Origin of the sequence: Streptomyces sp. NPDC047042 (genome assembly GCF_040644035.1) — a bacterium.
In the GTDB taxonomy this organism is placed as follows: Bacteria; Actinomycetota; Actinomycetes; order Streptomycetales; family Streptomycetaceae; genus Streptomyces.
This window is the reverse complement of record NZ_JBEYVP010000011.1, coordinates 153160-170099: the sequence shown is the minus strand read 5'-3', so window position 1 is coordinate 170099 and position 16940 is coordinate 153160. Positions and strand designations below refer to the sequence as shown.

Annotated in this window: 13 protein-coding genes; 9 read left to right on the top strand and 4 right to left on the bottom strand. The window is 58.8% G+C overall.

Features of this window, described 5'->3' with window-relative positions:
- Positions 1-79 precede the first annotated feature (79 nt).
- The 8 genes from ABZ855_RS15180 (at position 80) to ABZ855_RS15145 (ending at position 7871) form a co-directional block, all read left to right on the top strand.
- Positions 80-409 carry a hypothetical protein gene (locus tag ABZ855_RS15180; RefSeq protein ID WP_360806694.1) on the top strand — a complete coding sequence of 110 codons (330 nt, stop codon included), beginning with the start codon at positions 80-82 and terminating at the stop codon, positions 407-409.
- Positions 410-580: 171 nt separating this feature from the next.
- A complete protein-coding gene (locus ABZ855_RS15175) occupies positions 581-1069 on the top strand; it encodes a DUF3846 domain-containing protein (protein WP_360806691.1) in 489 nt (162 codons plus the stop codon).
- Positions 1070-1457: 388 nt separating this feature from the next.
- On the top strand, positions 1458-2357 hold the full coding sequence (locus ABZ855_RS15170) for a hypothetical protein (protein ID WP_360806688.1): 900 nt from the start codon (positions 1458-1460) through the stop codon (positions 2355-2357).
- A gap of 81 nt (positions 2358-2438) precedes the next feature.
- Positions 2439-2651: a hypothetical protein gene (locus ABZ855_RS15165; RefSeq protein WP_360806685.1), complete on the top strand. Its 213-nt coding sequence runs from the start codon at positions 2439-2441 to the stop codon at positions 2649-2651.
- A gap of 487 nt (positions 2652-3138) precedes the next feature.
- Positions 3139-5157 carry a hypothetical protein gene (locus ABZ855_RS15160; protein WP_360806682.1) on the top strand — a complete coding sequence of 673 codons (2019 nt, stop codon included), beginning with the start codon at positions 3139-3141 and terminating at the stop codon, positions 5155-5157.
- Positions 5158-5272: 115 nt separating this feature from the next.
- Entirely contained in the window at positions 5273-6094 is an 822-nt protein-coding gene (locus ABZ855_RS15155; RefSeq protein ID WP_360806679.1) for a replication-relaxation family protein, read from the top strand.
- A gap of 80 nt (positions 6095-6174) precedes the next feature.
- Positions 6175-6393, top strand: a complete 219-nt coding sequence (locus tag ABZ855_RS15150; RefSeq protein ID WP_360806676.1) for a helix-turn-helix domain-containing protein — start codon at positions 6175-6177, stop codon at positions 6391-6393.
- Positions 6393-7871: a site-specific integrase gene (locus tag ABZ855_RS15145; protein ID WP_360806673.1), complete on the top strand. Its 1479-nt coding sequence runs from the start codon at positions 6393-6395 to the stop codon at positions 7869-7871. The genes ABZ855_RS15150 and ABZ855_RS15145 overlap by 1 nt, the downstream gene beginning before the upstream one ends.
- A gap of 159 nt (positions 7872-8030) precedes the next feature.
- On the opposite strand, the gene ABZ855_RS15140 is transcribed toward ABZ855_RS15145, so the two are convergent.
- A complete protein-coding gene (locus ABZ855_RS15140) occupies positions 8031-8945 on the bottom strand; it encodes a Shedu anti-phage system protein SduA domain-containing protein (protein ID WP_360806670.1) in 915 nt (304 codons plus the stop codon).
- Positions 8946-9105: 160 nt separating this feature from the next.
- Positions 9106-10170 carry a hypothetical protein gene (locus ABZ855_RS15135; protein ID WP_360806667.1) on the bottom strand — a complete coding sequence of 355 codons (1065 nt, stop codon included), beginning with the start codon at positions 10168-10170 and terminating at the stop codon, positions 9106-9108.
- Positions 10171-10222: 52 nt separating this feature from the next.
- Between ABZ855_RS15135 and ABZ855_RS15130 the strand changes: the two genes are divergently transcribed.
- Positions 10223-11086 carry a hypothetical protein gene (locus tag ABZ855_RS15130; RefSeq protein WP_360806664.1) on the top strand — a complete coding sequence of 288 codons (864 nt, stop codon included), beginning with the start codon at positions 10223-10225 and terminating at the stop codon, positions 11084-11086.
- Between the two features lie 173 nt (positions 11087-11259).
- On the opposite strand, the gene ABZ855_RS15125 is transcribed toward ABZ855_RS15130, so the two are convergent.
- Together ABZ855_RS15125 and ABZ855_RS15120 are read right to left on the bottom strand one after the other, a co-directional pair.
- On the bottom strand, positions 11260-12156 hold the full coding sequence (locus tag ABZ855_RS15125) for a Shedu anti-phage system protein SduA domain-containing protein (protein WP_360806661.1): 897 nt from the start codon (positions 12154-12156) through the stop codon (positions 11260-11262).
- 268 nt (positions 12157-12424) lie between these two features.
- On the bottom strand, positions 12425-16879 hold the full coding sequence (locus ABZ855_RS15120; protein ID WP_360806658.1) for an ATP-binding protein: 4455 nt from the start codon (positions 16877-16879) through the stop codon (positions 12425-12427).
- Positions 16880-16940: the final 61 nt, after the last annotated feature.

The window sequence follows — 16940 nt, the reverse complement described above, 5'->3', positions numbered from 1 at the left end:
ACCAGATGATTTTGGCGTAATAGAAGTACGGCCGAGGAAGAGCCCCGGCCGAGCACCAAACACACCAAGTGGAGCAGAAATGGCGATTGTCAGCCAGAAGGTTTCAGACCTCAGCGGCAAGCAAGGCACCGACAAGCAGTTCGCACAGGTCGTTGTTCGGCAGCACCCGGACATCGACCAGCCGAAGGCACTGGATGTGCTGGTTCCTGAACTCAAGGCGTTCACGGACATCAGTGACACCCTCGTGATTCTCGAAGTCACGATGCCCGACAATACCAAGCAGGACATGTACGTCCCGCTGGAGGAGTTCAACAAGGCCGCCGACAACATGCCCCAGGTTCTCAAGGACGCACGCGGCACCCGTGGCCGTGTGCCCGGAACCAAGGTTGGCAACGGGAACGGCAGCTAACCCCTAGCTCCGCGTCTGCCACCGCTCCCGGCGGCGCGGAAATCCCCCGTCCTGGTGATCCAAAAGGGTCATCGGGGCGGGGCCTCTCAACTTGGTCGTGAGATTCACCTCTGGGGTGAAACGACCGTCACCCCAGACCAGAGTCCCACGGTCGAGAAAGCAAGTGGTTCCGTGATAACTGGCATCTTGCTCCCACACAAAGAGGAGCAGCCGCTTAAGCGGATCGAGTTCGACGCGGAGAACCATACGGCCATTCAAGAGATGGTGGAGGGTTCGTTCGAGGCATTCAACCTCGACGCACCGCCGGCTTCGATCCTCGCGAACGACGGGGCGATGCTTTATTCGCTTCCGTTTAACCACCGCGCAACCGTCCTGCTGTGGCAGCACGCCAAGGGCCTCCGCGGCAAGGCGTACATCACCGGGGACGCAGTCCTCACCGGAATGCCGGATGGACGCGGATACACAAAGTCGGTTCCCGAGGAGTTGGTAACGCTTCTCCTCGACACCGAGACATACGCCGTTGAGTTCCTGCACGACCCCAACGGCTCGTGGTTGCGACGAGCGCAAACATTCACCGACTGGTTCGATGCGTACAACTACGCGATCATCCACGAGGAGACGTTCGCGACCGTCAGGAACGCGAGGGTTATCGGCATCTGACACAACGCCTCGCCCCTGATGACCTATGCGGTTCATTGGGGCGGGGCGATTTCACTATTGCCTAAAATGCGCCGTGGTCTCATAATCCTTCCTGAACACTTCGCATGTCGAGTTTTACTCCAGGTGAAGTCCATGTCTCCGCCTCCCGTGGTCTGGTTGCTCTCCAGCGGTGACGGCGGAACCCCGCCCCTGCGATCTCAGATAGGTCGTATGGGGCGGGGATTTTAAATTCCGTAGACCGGGGTGTTGTTTATTTCACCATATGCAGGAGTGTTGTAATTACGTATAAGTAGAAGCGGCCCTAGAAACTCTTGGGTCTACGTGCGGAAACGCATGTAGGAATTCGCATCGGAGAGCAACCATGCGAGCTTCACGCACCATCGCCCAGATGGTCGTATCCGCTGTCATTGCGACGGGTTCCCTTGTGGCAGTCCCGAGCAACGCAGCAGCCGACGACGTCGAGGCGGTTTCCTCTTCGGAGATCGCGTCGGCACTCGGCAGCACGGACCGCCAGAACGGTTCGTTGGTGGCTGAGCCGGTTCCGTCTTCGACGGACACCGACTCAGCCGCCGTCGTCAAGCAGGAGGACACCACCATCGAGGTCCCCAAGGACCCCGAGGCCGGAGTCTCACTGCAAGGCAACGGCACGCCGGAAATCACCATCTCCCTTCCGAACGCCGACGAGTCGAAAGACGCGACTCGGCTGAAGGATGGGACGGTGGCGTATCCCGGCACTGACGGGTCCGCTCAGGCGGTCATCCCGACGGAGGGTGGTGTGCAGATGCTCACCACCATCGCCGAACCCACCGCACCGACGCGCTACGACTACAAGGTCGACGTGCCGGAAGGTGGGCGAGTGGAAGTCTCGCCCGGCAACGCTGGAGCCGTCGTTCTCGACGGCGACGGAAAGCCCGTTGTTCTCGTCCCCGCCCCCTGGGCGAAGGACGCGAGCGGCACCGCCGTTCCGACTCACTTTGAGACGGACGGGACCACGCTGACACAGGTGGTCGAGCACAACGCCGGGAGCTACAGCTACCCGGTGGTGGCCGATCCGAAGTACTACGCCTCCAAGTACGGCTTCCTGGTGCAATTCTCGAAGAAGACCACCAAGGATGTACTGGAACTCGGCGGAGGAGTGGTCACCGGTGCGCTCGGCGTTTCCGGGTGGGTCGGTGCCGCCCTCGGGGCCGCAGTCTGGACGATTGCCCGGATGAACCGTGGAAAGTGCATCTGGGTGTACAAGGACTGGGGATCGCTCTGGTGGCAGGCATGGGCAGAGCGCTGCTAGGGGCTTCTAGAGTTCCCTAGCGGGGGTGCCGGATGTTCAAAGCATCCGGCACCCCAACACAAACTTCAACAGGAAACACGTATGATTTTTGATATTTTAACCTTTCTATTCATGATAGCGGGCGTCGCCTTGATGTTCTTCAAAAAAGAAATGATAGGCCGTCTAGTGTTTTCCCTCGGCCCGCTGACGCAAAGTGTTCTCTTCTTCAGTGAGAGTAGGTGGACCGTTGGGGTGGTGGCCGCAGCCGCTTTCGTGTTTATCGTGGTCTACGCATTTGCTGACAAGCGGGGTTAGTGTAACCGACCCTTAAGCCCCTCTTCAGCTACTTGCATAAATATAGTAACTGGGCTACATCCAAAAACAGCCAACCCCAAGCCATCACGACCAGCTTGCATCAGGGAAACGCAATGCAGACTTGGCATAGTAGAGAGTAAGAGCAGTCGCAGGCAACCTATCTAGGTCGCTGGACGCGCTCAACTACCGGCTTCAACTCAGCACACATAATTTTTTGTACCCACGACGCTAGCGTCGTGAGGCTTCTTATATATGCCGTCTGGGTCTGGAGTACTAATCCCAAAGGAGGTGGCATATAGACAAGAGAAATAAACCAAAGCGACCTGGTGCACTCGACTGGTTCGAGGTTCACTTTCCGCACGAGCTGAGCCGGGCGCAGGTAACACGGGCGCTTCAACCGCTGGCGTACCGTCCCAAGATCGGCTGGCGCAGACAGACGCCAGTCGTTGTCTTTGAACTCCGTGCTTCTCGCGGCGTCGTGCGTTGGTTGGTCGGCATCGACCGACGCATCAGCGGGGACCTGTCGGCGCAGTTCATCGCGCAACTTCCCGGCCTCATGCTCACGCCGGTCACTCGACCCGTGCGGGCTGCACCGCAGCTTGTTGCGGACGTGCAGCCAGTCGGGCTTACTCAGCCGCTCCGGGTGGACATGGCCGCAGGCGTCACGGCAGGACTGTCGGAAATCTTGCATGCCCTGAGTGACAAGTCCTCGGCCGTCGTGCAGTGGGTCATCGGGCCGCCGCAGTCACGAGTGAAACAACCGCAGTCGTTCAGCGTCGCCCGTGCCCTCGGCCTGGTCGCCATACATGAGGCGACAGCGGAGGAGCGACGAGGTTGGAAGCAGAAGGCATCCGAACCACTGGTCGCGGTGCGCGGCCGGATCGGGGCGCGTGCCGCGTCCGTAGAGCTGGCCGCACCCATCGTGCGGATGCTCGGCGAAGCACTGCGGCTCGTTGGCAGTTCGCACGCACAACTGAGGATCGGGCGACCATCGGTCGCCGGTAGCCACCAGCTCGACGCCGTAAAGACGGGCGGCATCCAGTGGTCGGGCGTGCTCAACCTGGCGGAGCTGGGCAGCGTGCTCGGCTGGCCGCTGGATGGTGCCGGAACTTCCGTGCCGTCGCGCGGTCGTCAGTACCCGGCACCTTCCGCACTGCTTCGACCACTGGAAGCGAGGAACCTACCGACGAGGCGCGTCCTCGGGGCCGGCCTGCATCCAAGTCAGCGGAACCAAGTGGTCACGTTGCCGGTGGAGAGTTCGCTTCACCATCTGCACGTCATCGGGCCGACTGGAAGCGGCAAGTCGACGCTGCTGGCGCGGCTCGTCCAAGCAGACATCCGTGTAGGGCGAAGCGTCTTCGTTCTTGAGCCTCGGGGCGACCTCGTAGAAGCGATCCTGGCCGGCGTGCCCGCGGAGCGTCGAGAAGACGTTGTGGTCATCGAGCCGGGAGCCGGTGAGATGGTCGTCGGGTTCAACCCGCTAGCCGGACACCGTGAGGATGCCGAGCGCCAGGCCGACCACATCCTGCATCTGTTCCACGAGCTCTATGGGTCGAGCATCGGGCCTCGGAGTAGTGACGTGCTACTGCACGCGCTCATCGCGCTTGCTCGTACCGACTCAGGAACCCTTGCCGATCTGCCGGTCATTCTGACCAACGCGGCGTTCCGTCGTCGCGTGCTCGTCGAGGTGAACGACGCGCTCGTCCTTGCACCCTTCTTCTCTTGGTACGACGGCCTCTCGGAGGCCGAACGTCAACAAGTAGTCAGCCCGGTTCTCAACAAGAGCCGGGCGTTTTTAAGCCGCACCCCAATCCGAAGACTGGTCGGCCAAGCACGGCCGCGGTTCCAGATGGACGAGCTGTTCATGCGTCCGCGCGTCGTGCTGGTGAACCTGAACACGGGCGTCATCGGTGCCCAGACGGCGCAGCTCATCGGTGCCTTGCTGGTGACACAGCTCAACCAGGCGATGCAGCGGCGGGCAACGGTCGCCGCGCCCCTTCGACACCCGGCCATGGTCGTGATCGACGAGGTACAGCAGTACCTACGACAGCCCGTTGACCTTGGCGACATGTTCGCTCAGGCGCGCGGGCTTGGTGTCGGGCTCACCGTCGCACACCAACACCTTGGCCAGCTCCCGCCGAAGATGAAGGCCGCGCTTCTCGCCAACGCGCGTTCGCGTGTGGTGTTCCGTCCCAGCGTGGACGACGGTGCGGGGTTGGCCGCTGCGCTTGGCGACGGACTGAGCGCGGATGACCTCGCGCTTCTTGGGACGCACGAGGCGTACGCCAGGGCGTACGTACCTAACAGTCCTGGCCGGCCGTTCCTTGTTCGCACGCTTCCACCCGACGCAACGGCGCTCAGTGATGCCGCCGACCTACGCCGCGCGAGTGCGGAGCGGTTCGGGGTTGACGGCCTGGCGCTCGACGAAGCCCTACGACTGCGGTGGCGCGGGGAGGATCGGCCCGAGCTCGGCCCCATCGGGCAAGCGCCACGGAGGACGGCATGACGGCTTCGTCTCGTGGTTCGCTTCACGCTTCGTGTCGTGTTGGTTGTCCTGGTCGCCGTCTCCCTGTTGCGGAGGTGATGGAACCAAAGAAATTCTCACCAACGGGAGTTCACCCATGGTGAGACCTTCTTCGATCCCACCGGCCCGGGTGGTGCGGCTGCGCGCCAAGCTCAGCCCGCGTGACGTTGGCGTGCTGGCATCCCTGCACCGCGTACGGCTACTCAGCTTGAAGCAGGTACAACGGCTTATCGTGGTCGATGGATCGCCACGTGCTCGCATACGTCGTGCTCAGCTCATGATGACCCGCCTTACAGAACTGGGCGCCGTGACGCGGTTCTCACGGATCGTCGGGGGCGTGCGGGCGGGATCGTCCGGCTACATCTACAGCCTGAGCGGATTGGGTCAGGCCGTCCTCAACACGAGCGGGCCACTTGGCGGCCGTCGCCGGGTGTGGGAGTCAAAGCCGTACTTCCAAGACCACATGCTCGCCGTCGCTGAACTCTACGTGCAACTGGTCGAGCGGCACCGCCAAGGTCAGGGCGACCTACTCGCCTACGACGCCGAGCCGGCCAACTGGCGTCACTTCACCGGCCCCGGTGGCGAACTCGTGCAGATCAAGCCGGATGCGTACGCGCGGATAGGCCGAGCGGCCATCGAGCACAGCAGCTTCATCGAGGTCGACATGAGCACCGAGACGCTACCGACCATCCAGAAGAAGTCCCAGCGGTACATCGACTACTGGCGCAGTGGCATGGAGCAACAGTGGCGTGGGGTGTTTCCAAAGGTGGTGTGGCTCGTCCAGAGCCAGCAGCGCGCCGAGAAGATACGTGGCGTCATCGGAAGACTCGCCCTCGATGCCCAGGCGCTCTTTTCCGTCGGCCTCCTCGGTGACGGCCCGCAGCTGCTTGGTGGAACTGAGCAAGGAGCCGTGTCGTGATGTCGAAACCACAATGCAGAAGTCCACCCGGGAGGTTCACAAGACCAACCGAAAAAGCTTAACTTGAAGGAGAACAACTTATGGATGAGGTAATCAAACGTGCAATCCCTGGAGGTGAAGACACTCTACTTCTCACAGTACGCGAGGCGTACATGAGACTACGAATATCCAAATGGAAGCTGTACGACCTACTTAGGTCCGAACAGCTTGAGAGAATCAAAGTTGGGCGACGGACGCTCATATCACTCAAGTCGATTGAGGCTTACATTCTGACAGGCTGGAAGGCGTCGTTAGCCTGATGGGTCGTCGTAATGCAAACGGTGAGGGGTCGATCTACCAACGCAACAGCGATAAGCGTTGGGTCACTTCCATCTGGGTGCAGACGACGAGCGGGAAACCTAAGCGGGTCTATGTCTATGGCAAGACCCGCGCCGAGGTTCACGAAAAGCTGACCGAGCTGAAAGTTCAAGTGGCCAAGGGCATACCTACAGCAGACAAGCAATGGTTGCTCGGCAATTACCTCGACTACTGGCTATCCGAGGTAATCAAGCCCAACCGGAAGCCAACAACTTACGACCTATACGAGAGCAACATTCGCCTGTACTTGAAACCTGGCTTAGGCAAACTGCCGTTGAAAAAGTTGAGCGTGCCAACGCTACAAACTTACCTGAATCAGCAGTTAGCAGACGGACGCTCTGTGCGGAAGGTACAGACGCTACGCGAAGTAATCAGGTCCGCGCTTGGCCAGGCGATGCGAGAGGAGCTTCTCGCGCGCAATGTCGCCCAACTGGTTAGCGTTAAAGAGACCTACGGAGGAGGAGACAGTGTATTGCCATGGGATGTTCATGAAGCAAAACGCTTCCTGGAAGTGGCCAAGAGTCATAGGTGGTACCCAGCGTTCCTTATATCAGTGCTCTACGGCATGCGACGAGGTGAGGTTCTTGGGCTTGACCGGAAAGCGATCGACTTCGCGAAAGGGAGGATCTACGTACGCCAGCAAGTGTTCCGCGCAGGCGGGATAGTTCAGGTAGGCCCGGTCAAAACAAAGGCCGGTCAACGTTACCTGCCTTTGCTCAGAATCGTGGCGGATGCATTGAGGGAGCATGATGCTCGACGGAATACGGACTCCGACGACGCCCTATACTTCACCAAATTGACAGGCGGGCCAGTCGAACCTCAAAACTACACCCGGACCTTCTTGCGCCTATCTGCCAAGTACGGGTTAAGGCGAGTCACGCTACACAGCCTTCGCCATAGCGCCGCCACCTTAATGAAGGATCTGGGCGTTCCCGACAAGGATTCTCAACTGATTCTAGGTCACAGCAATACATCGGTCACACAGAAGTACTACCAGCACGCCAACATGGCATCACGGCGCAATGCGCTCAATCTTATGACGGAGGCCGTTTTACCATCGGCTGACAGCAACGAGAAGAGCAACGTTCGCCCAGGTAGCTGTCAAAATGGATGTCAGCCGCCAGCCACACCATCTTTGGTCGATCAGTTCAACTCCTCGTCCGAAGGCAAAAACAAACCGGCAACAGGGGTTCCTGGTGCCGGTTTGATGGATAAATTCCTTGGTGACCTCACGGAGAATCGAACTCCGATTGCCAGGATGAAAACTCGGAACACGACAGGCTGGGGTGGCACGCAGCAGCGCGTCACCGAGGTTGATGGGGTCTTGCGCGTACGACGTCGTTCTTGGCTGCTCGGCGTCGTAGCTGTCAGCGCTGCTGTCAAAGACACCAGGGGTGAGGAGGTGGACCTTGCCGCGTAGTTCGAGTCAACCAATCGCATGCCGGCCGACCCGCTATGAACCGGTCGACTTGCCGCACGTCCGAGTCGTTGCGTGAGTGCTGCTGACCCGGACAAACACACCAGAGACTCCACAACACAAGCAGTCACCGCTGCACCTCCAGACGCTCCAGAGTGACGGCTAAATGTTGCGCCTATTCGACATAGACTGGTTCCGCCGCGCCAGTGCCCTGTCCCGAATCTCCTGCCACTGATTAGCCAGCCGCGTCTTCCACTCATCGGGCATGAGTTCCGACTTGGAAATGGCCTCGGATGGATCTTTCACAACGCTACACAGATCCTCATAGTAAAAATCGTCGAGTGAAAATGTTGGGGGTACAGAGTTCAGACTCCACCCGGACTCATGTCGAGTAAGAGTTGCGTAAATACCCCCTTCCTCAATGGGCCTCAACCTGTCATAGGTCCAGAAGTGTTCGTTGGAGCGGCGCATGTGATCGCGCTTTTCCCTCATATAGGTTGGGTTGGCATGCCTTGATGTGCCGTCTCGAAACTCTGCGTCCCGTCCGTAGACGAGTACATACTCCGGCTCAACGCGCCAATGAGTGTGGTTGGGAGCGTACATCTTCTTAAAGATGGATTGGTTTTCTTCTTTGGAGAACCAGACCTTCCACTCAATCAGTTGGTCGAGTGCCTGGGTTAGCTCTGCGGTCGGCACTCCTGGCGTCTCTCTCGCTCCCTTTGTGAACCAGTTCTTCTTCGGATTTTCAATCTCGATACAGATAGGGTGGATGACGCCCGTTGAGCGGCGTACCCACATGAAGTCGGGAAGACGATCAGGTCCCAGCCCTTTAAGGAGAGGCTGGCGAATAACGGCGAAGAACGTTGCCCCATGGTGGCCACCACCACCAACGTTGTCTGTCGCTCCCGGCAGAAGGCACGGGTGGCGCTCTAGGAAGTCTTGCATATCGGGTTCGTTATGGCATGACTGTAGAAACCTTTCCCACTCCGGCTTGAGCCAGGCCGCATACGTCTCCCAAGGGAGAGGCGCCGGTGAAGGAGGGTTCGAACCAGCCTCAACATTAGGAAGAGAACTCATGGCAGCAGTATTGCGCACAAGAAGATCTGACAGGTAAGAAGCCCGCTATCTACTGCCCGAAGGGCCTCAGCGAAGGCGGGCACTTCGCTCGCGCCCCGGTTCACCCGATGACCGAGCCCACCTACCCACTCCGGCCGCGGGGCGTCTCAGGCTCGTCGGTTCAGACGCTCGCCGCCGGCGCGACCTTGGTCGGCTCGTCCTCCTGGGCTGAGGGCTGAGGCATGATCTGAGCCTTCATCGGCTGCCAACTGTGCAGCAGGCCGCCGACCATCAAGAGGGCTGAGTAGGCATCGGCCTTGGTCGTCTCGGCTACTTCCGGGTGTGCGCCCAGGTCGCACATGAACTTGAGGGCGAGCCGTACCTGTTCGGCGCGGGGCGGATAGCCGACGGTCGTGTTCATCGACTCCCTGCGGAGTGCCTTGGCTGCCGCTGCAACGTCCGCCGACTCATCCTCGTCGTCGGCCTTCTTGCCGACGAGCGCCGCGAGGGTCTGACGGAGCGCTTCAACCGTCAGGCGCCACTCCTGCTTGATGTACTGCTTCTCGGCGTCGCGGTAGTAGTTGAGGGCGACGGTAAACTCGGCCGGGCGGTTGGCGTCCGGCGCGTCGAGCTCGATCAGGAGCAGGCGGCGGTACTGCATCTGTTCAAGGATCGCCGCCCAGTCGCTTTGGTTGACCTCGTGCTCAATGCCGCCCACCCCGATACGTTCGAGGTTGCTGCCAGTCATGGCAGTGCCTGTGACTTCGAGCCGGAACGTGATCCCGCCCGTGCGGTGCTCCTCAATGATCTGGAGCTGCCTGTGGTCGAGGTCGGCAGCGAGGACGAATGTCGTCGTTGCCGCGAGGCTGTGCAGGGTGACAGGGGAGGACTCAACAGTCAGCCGACTCAGGTAGCCGCTAGACCGACCCAGGCCGACGGCGTGAACCTTGCCTTCAAGCCACATCGGCCGCTGCGCTGACGCCTCGTTCCGGCAGGATGCCTCGAAGTGGAAGCGGAGCTGCATCACGCCCAGGCCGCTCGTGCCGTCGACGGACTTGAGTTCCAGCCGGGCCGCGTTGTTCACGCTGCCCATGTTCACCCAGATCTCTTTCATGATCGTCTTTCTGTTGGTAGCGACGAACGTTCCAGGATCGGGCCAACGGCGAAGCGGGGCAAGCGAGTAACGACGATCCATGCTGTACCGCAGTTGACGCTTGAACGAGCGAACCAACTGCGCGCCGGCCACTGCCTCTTGATGCGCGCAACCTAGCTGCGCAGGACGTGGATGCCGTGCGGTAATGGCTGCCGTGGATCAGAACTCGCTGCGGAAGCTCGTGGAAGGCCAGCTCCTCCGGATGGAGGGCAGCACCTTCCAGGACTGCATGGATCGGCTCGGCCTGGTGCTATACCCCGGCGACTACCAACCCGTGCGGGCCGCCGGACCAAAGGGCGACACCAAGAACGACGGCTACTGTCCGAAGGCCCGGGTGTTCTTCGCAGCACACGCCACACGTGGTGAGCGGATTGACAAGACCAAGGCGAAGATCTGCGGTGACTTGGAGGGATGCCTCCAGGAGCACCGAGACGTGAAGGTGTGGCGCTTCCTCACCAACGACACCCTGCCTGGCGAGGTCGACCAGTTCATCGACAACGAGCTTCGCCCGCTACACCCCGGCGTCACCATCGAGGTGTGGGGGCTCAAGACGCTCGCCGATGAGATCAGCAAGCTCAAGCGGGCACAGGTTGACCGGATCATCGACGTCCTCACGGTGGAGGACGAGCCAGCGTTTGAAGTCGTACTGCTCGACCACATGAAGACAGGACGTGACCTCTGGCCGATCCTCTCCGGCTGCCTTGGGTGGTTGCCGCATGAAGAACCGGACGACTGCACCGACGAAGAGCAGGACCTCATTGACGGTGCTGTTCAAAGCTTCCAGGACTGGAGCGACATCTCAGGAGACATCGAGTTCTCTCGTTCCTCGGTGCGGGACGCGCAGCGAAGCCTCACAGCCATCCTAGACGAGCTTGCAGAGAAGGGGCTTGCCCTCTACTCGGCAATGAAGGACGACTACCCGCTTACGGGTGGGCCGTCGCCGTTTTTGGGGACGGTGGCCATCTTCAGGATCACCCGGGTAGATGCCACCACACCTACGAGCAGCTGATTAGTCACCATCTCCCGCGTATGAACCGCAGGATCAACGCTACGCCGGCCCCGCCCTGTAGGTCGGTCGGAACCACCCGGACCAGCAAGCGCCCCGCGGCCTGAGACTGGCGCGGGGCGTTCATGACAGCAGGAGCGCTGGCGCCTGGTCCGTTCGGAAGTCTCGCCCCTCGACTACTCACGCCCAACGGCAAAGGAGTGGGTGTGCTCAGAGAGCGCAACGCCACGCCAATACTCCCAGCGTGCGATGACGTACGCCATTCTCTCAGCGCTCATGAGGTTGGTTCGGCGCACCACCTCCGAGGGATCCCTGATGACCTTGCTCATCTCCATCACGTGGTAACCGGTCGAGAAGGTTGGCGGCAGCGAGTGCAGGATCCACTGATCAACCTGGTACGTGAGGGTCGCGTAGTCCCCCGCTTCTCTTTCCGGAGCCAACTGGTCGTAAGTGAAGTAGTGCTCACGGTCCCGAGGCATGTGGTCACGCTTCCGCCGCATGTAGTCGGGGTTGTCGTGGGGTGATGTGGCAGCCCGGAACTCGGCGTCCCGTCCATAGACGAGAACGAACTGAGGCTCGACAGGACGGTGTGAGTAGCTGGGCGCGTATGTCTTCGCGAAGATGAGCTGGTTCTCCGGCGAGGAGAACCAAACCTTCCACTCCGTAAGCTGGTCGATCGCCTGAGTCAGCTCGGCAGTCGGAGTCCTCGAACCCTTGTTGAACCAAGCCTTCTGAGGACTCTCGATCTCGATGCAGATCGGTCGGATGGCACCTGTGTCCCGTCGAACCCACATGAAGTCGGGGACGCGCGTAGGACCGAGACCCTTGAGCGGCGGCTGTCGAATCACGGACGAGAACGAAGGGCCGTGATGACCGCCGGGACCGACGTTGTCGGTTGCGCCAGGCAAGAAGCAGGGGTGGAGCTCCAAGAACTCCTGTATTTCTCGCTCACTGGGGGAGGAGCTTAGAAGGCTCTGCCACTGAGGCAGCAGCGCTGCGCGGTAAGTGTCCCACGGCGTTGCCTGGGGGCGCTCCGGCCTGGTGTCGGTCTCTGCACGGCGGAAGGTGTCCACCGCTGCAGTATGGCTGGAGGCGCAAGTGCGAGACTGGAGAACGGCAGCGTTCAGGGCGAGTTGATGACGGATAGTTGCCGATTCGGCCACTGACCCACAGGCTGCATCATTGATGGCGCCGACCAATCTTGCGCCGGCCATGGGCGCTAGAACAGGCTGTCCTAGCAGGCAGACCGCGCCGCGCCGAGCCGAGCCGCTGGCTGAGTGAAGTTGCGGGATCCGCACAGCATGAGCCCACAGCCGCTCGCCACAGTGTGAGGGCAGCAGGTCAACGCTCAGACTTTTCGACCAGGTCCGCAACGCCGAATGCTCCAACCTCAAGCAGTTGATCAATGAGGTCAAGAATCTTTCCTCGCTTGGCGCGAGCGTTAGCTTGTGTATAAGCCCGGATGAGAAGCTTACCGACATATCGACTATCTCCTGCGGCGGCTGTTCTGATGTCGCCAGAATCTGTTCCCTTGACCTCAATAAAGCGTTGGCAACATGCCAGTACCAAGTCATCAACGCGATCGGGTGCATGTTCCAGAGTTAGGAACAGTTGGGGCAATGACTCTGAGAATGAAGCCGAGGAGATCAATCGCATCAGCGATAGTTTCATGGGGCGCAGATGCTCACCGCGAAGCGCCGCCGCTACTTCGCCCACCGCTTTCCGAACCGCCTCGTCAGAGTCATCAACAAACTCCTCAAAGGTCTGGCGGGCAATAGCCGCATCGTTCGTGTCCGCCAACCTGTGTGCGCACAGTCGGGCTGCGCCCTCTCGCTGCGCCCCATCAGTACTAGAGATCACAGAGTCAAGAAGGTCTGTTACGCCCCATTGCAACGCAGCGATGGCAGCCAGGTGCCCACCATCTTTTCTCACTTCTGCAACCTGAGAATTTAGCATGCGCTCAACAACTGGTCTCGCCAATTCCGGATCCTGGGATCCCAGATAAGCGACCAGGCGAATAGCAGTATGAGTCGCGAAGAGGTGATCGTCGGTCGTTTCTACTAGCTGGCTAAAAGCATCCACGGCTTGAGGACGTGCATGGCGCATAGATGCAAGGATCAGATGCGCAGCACATGAACGCACAGGGATAGATGGGTCTCTTGCCAGCTGATTCAAGACTGGAAGAACCAATTCTGTACGACTGCCATCCGTATCGTAGACAAGGAGGTCACCCAAGGTTAGGGCTATTGCACCACGGATCGAATTTATGCCAGCTCCATAAATGTCACGACCAATGTTTTCGCCACCTCTGGAAAGCCAAGGATCCGGATCACTAGGTTCGTGATCCGCTGAGTGGATCGCATAATCGGCAATCGTGGCTACGAGATCCAGAGGAACCGACTTGTAGTAATGACGAAGCGCATGCCCGAGCCACCGAGGAATGTCTTCGTGTTCGAGGGTTGCAATGTGACGAGCGGCTTCGAACACTGGGGATCCATCATCGAGGGCTTTCGTGGCTCCCAGTGCCATTAGGAAAGCGGTGACATATGCTGGATTCGTAGCGTTGTCGAAAGATAGTGACAGTACACAAAATCTTGCGGGGTCGCGCTCGGCTTCTTGACGCAGTACATCGGAAAGTTCATGCGCACCACCCGTAAATGAGTCCCAGTTTGTCTTATCCGAGCTGTGCTTAGCGATGGCACGTAGCCATTGCTCATCGTTCATGCGCTTAGCAGCCTCGGGTGGGATAGGGGAAGCAATAGATCCTCCCGTCACGCCTTGCGGCTCAGGGGGCTGCTCCATGTTCTTCGCTCTCCGCAGCTCACCTAGTCGACGGCTAGCGGTATCGGAAAGACGTGATTCCTCCATTCCGGTCAAGAGGCAAAACATATACCAGCCTGGCTGTCGACCTTCCCATGGGAAGCGCAGTGCGAGAATTGCGCTCTCCAGCTCCTGGAAGTAGCCGTCAGAGCAGTGAGGACTTACAGCCTGAATCAGCTGACGAGTAGTCCATACACCATTCGACGAGTAACCAGACAGAAATCGGTGAGTTCCCTCTAGCAGCAGCTCTACAGCCCATTTTGCATATTGCTCACCGTCCATCCGTAGACCCTCGTACAAAAGCCACTGAGCTGCTTCATAAGGACTTGACGCCAGTGTCCTCAGAACGGATTCTGCCTGCTCTGAGTTTTGCTTTACCAGGTTGCGGACGGCGGAAGCCATCCCTGCCAAGATAGCCTCTTCCAGTTCGTGAACGCCCATTTCTGGATAGCGATGGGAAAAGTGGCGATCTTGGATGGGGAGATCGGTATTATTCGATGCCGTTGCTTCCATTACTCGCAGCATGTACGGCAGAAGCAAGTCGCAGAAGGTCTCGGGTGCGCCTTCGGCCCCCACCTTGGCCAGTTCAATTATGCTGTGATCCCTACTTAGGAGGGCTGCAACCCTTTTATTGGAATCCAGCTTCAAAGCATTGGGGCGATCAATGAGATATGCGGCCAGTAGTTCAACTGCCCAGGCCGGCTGATGTTGAGCCAGGTCATGAGTCGAGAGCCAAAGCTCTTGCTCTTCATCTCCGTCATACTGCCCACTGCAAACTGCATCCAGAACAAGCTGAAACAGAGAGCGGCTCTCGTGAATGTCTGCGAATCGGACGATCCATCGTAGCGACCTGGGATAATCGATTTCTGTGGTGTGCGATTGAAGCAGTTCGGCGAGACGGTCAGGGTTAGACTTCCCTGCCCCACCCATGATGTCGAGCGCCCGGCCTTTCTGGGTACCATCACTGCTAAATAGCCACTCTTCGATGACACCCTCTGTATCGAGCCGTTCGAACCATGGAGCTCTCCGTAGAGAGTTCCAAAGCCGCTCCTCGAACGATGGGTGAGTTTCTAGCACATCAGCCACCATCTCCCATTCGCGAGAAGTCGGTTGGTTCAGTGCGCTAAGAAGGGTGAGGATGACATCCTTAACGTGAAAACGGACATCTGGGCTGATGAGAGTAGCTTCTACCTCGTCTACAAAGCGATCAGGTTCAAGTTCTCGTAGGTGACCCAAGATCTGTCGCACTTGGGCACGTCGGAAGAGTTCTTGCTCTCCACTTACTAGAAAGTCAACGAGAGATTGATTTCGATCAATCCAACCGCGGGCAAACGCGTAGTCGAAGAATGTCTCATGAAAGAAGGCGATCTCTTGGCCGTCGCGAACCAGCATGTGTTCCGATACCAGCACGTCGGCATCAACGACTAGGTTTTCTCGATCAAGAATAGTGACAGGCACCGACAGGCGCTGGCGAGCGCTAATGCCTTCGGCCAGTGTCGTGATGACCTCAGTGAAGCGTACCGACTCGCGCCTTTGCATGCAGTCACTCAATTTCCGTCGCCAAAAAGCATCGAAGAGATTTTTGGTCGTCTGGAATGCTAGGGCTGCGGAATCGTCGGAGACCCCTTTCAATAGAACCAGGTGCAACGGTGCCTGGAGAAGCTTCTTCTGGTGGGTGGTCAGAATGGCCGAGTCCAGTCCCATGGACGTGACGGCTTCAACCACCTGGTCTTCGGTTAGATCCTGCACTTCGACGCGCTCACACCGCTTGCTGTCAACCAGCTCCCGAATGCGGTGATCATTTTCGACGTCAAACTTCCGACAGGCCAGAACTACCCGCATTTTCGGGAAAGCAGTTGCTTCGCGTACGAGGTCAGCCACTGCATCAAAATTTCGTGGCATCCGTCCTGACACCAGACTGACAGCATCAACCTGGTCTACGACAAGTACAGAGGAGCGTTCACCGGCTACGGCAGCGAGGGCTGCAACGGGTGAAATATCCAACCCGATCCGCTTACCGAGTTCGGTGGTACTTGTAAAAGGTTCAAGCCTGTCGAGGCGAAAACTCAGCAAGGGCGTTTCACGCTCCTGAAGCGTTTTCACGAGTTGATGAAGAGTAGCGCTTTTTCCTCCTCCAGCCGCCCCGACCAGGAGAGTAAGCTTGTCCGAGTCAGTCTCGACGAGTTCAACAAGGCTATTTGCCTCGGCCCGCTCAATTGTCGGCTGGAGCAGTTCACGTTCAACGCTGGCAGTCCAGCTCGTAGTGATTTCCCTTACTTTCGCCGAAACGGTGTCACCGAATAGAAGCGGAGAGCGCCTCAGTTTGTATGTTTCGAGCCGAGACTCGATGGCGTCTACGTCGAGAGTGGTGCCTAGTGCGTAGTTCGCAAGATCTCCCAAGCCCACAGCAGCGAGGCGACCGGATGCACCGCTTAGTAGTAGCGCTGCGAGAACCGAATTCTGACGGACAAGGTCATACTCATCGGGCCAGGAGACCCAAAGACCACGGAGTGCTTTCCATGCTACTTCAGTAGAACCGTAGATGGCAGAAGATGCAAGCTCATTGAATGGATCTTCAAGTTCCTTCGTTAGTCGATCATTAATGAACTCTGTAAGTGTATCTGCGCTTCGAGCCCTGTCTGTCAATTCCTGGATGGGGCGGACGGGGACCACAGAGACAAAATGGAAATGGCGACCCTGTTCAACGTGATGGCGTGCATTTTTCCAAATTTCCTTCTTGTGGAGCGACCTGACGTTCCAGCTATTGGCGTTACCGTTCTGGCGCTTCACCTGATGCACTTCGACTGTATCGCCATGGCGGTAGGTAAATTCGGCGCCCTTGCCCAGTTCGTCGATATCTTCAATTTTGATGGATTGCGCCTCGCCGAGGAGCACGTACAGCAGATGCCTGACTGTCCAGGCACCCTCGTAACGGTTACCGAACTTATCGGTTTCCCCTCCAGGACGAGGACTCACTGTGGGCTCCCATTTCTAAGGTATGACCTAAAATTGTACATCGACTTTTTTGCGCTACTCC

Excerpts from the sequence above, each read along its gene's own strand:
- ABZ855_RS15180 (WP_360806694.1), top strand. The coding sequence starts at position 80 with ATGGCGATTGTCAGCCAGAAGGTTTCAGACCTCAGCGGCAAGCAAGGC.
- ABZ855_RS15145 (WP_360806673.1), top strand. The coding sequence starts at position 6,393 with ATGGGTCGTCGTAATGCAAACGGTGAGGGGTCGATCTACCAACGCAAC.
- ABZ855_RS15155 (WP_360806679.1), top strand. The coding sequence starts at position 5,273 with ATGGTGAGACCTTCTTCGATCCCACCGGCCCGGGTGGTGCGGCTGCGC.
- ABZ855_RS15165 (WP_360806685.1), top strand. The coding sequence starts at position 2,439 with ATGATTTTTGATATTTTAACCTTTCTATTCATGATAGCGGGCGTCGCC.
- ABZ855_RS15150 (WP_360806676.1), top strand. The coding sequence starts at position 6,175 with ATGGATGAGGTAATCAAACGTGCAATCCCTGGAGGTGAAGACACTCTA.
- ABZ855_RS15140 (WP_360806670.1), bottom strand. The coding sequence starts at position 8,945 with ATGAGTTCTCTTCCTAATGTTGAGGCTGGTTCGAACCCTCCTTCACCG.
- ABZ855_RS15130 (WP_360806664.1), top strand. The coding sequence starts at position 10,223 with ATGGCTGCCGTGGATCAGAACTCGCTGCGGAAGCTCGTGGAAGGCCAG.
- ABZ855_RS15170 (WP_360806688.1), top strand. The coding sequence starts at position 1,458 with ATGGTCGTATCCGCTGTCATTGCGACGGGTTCCCTTGTGGCAGTCCCG.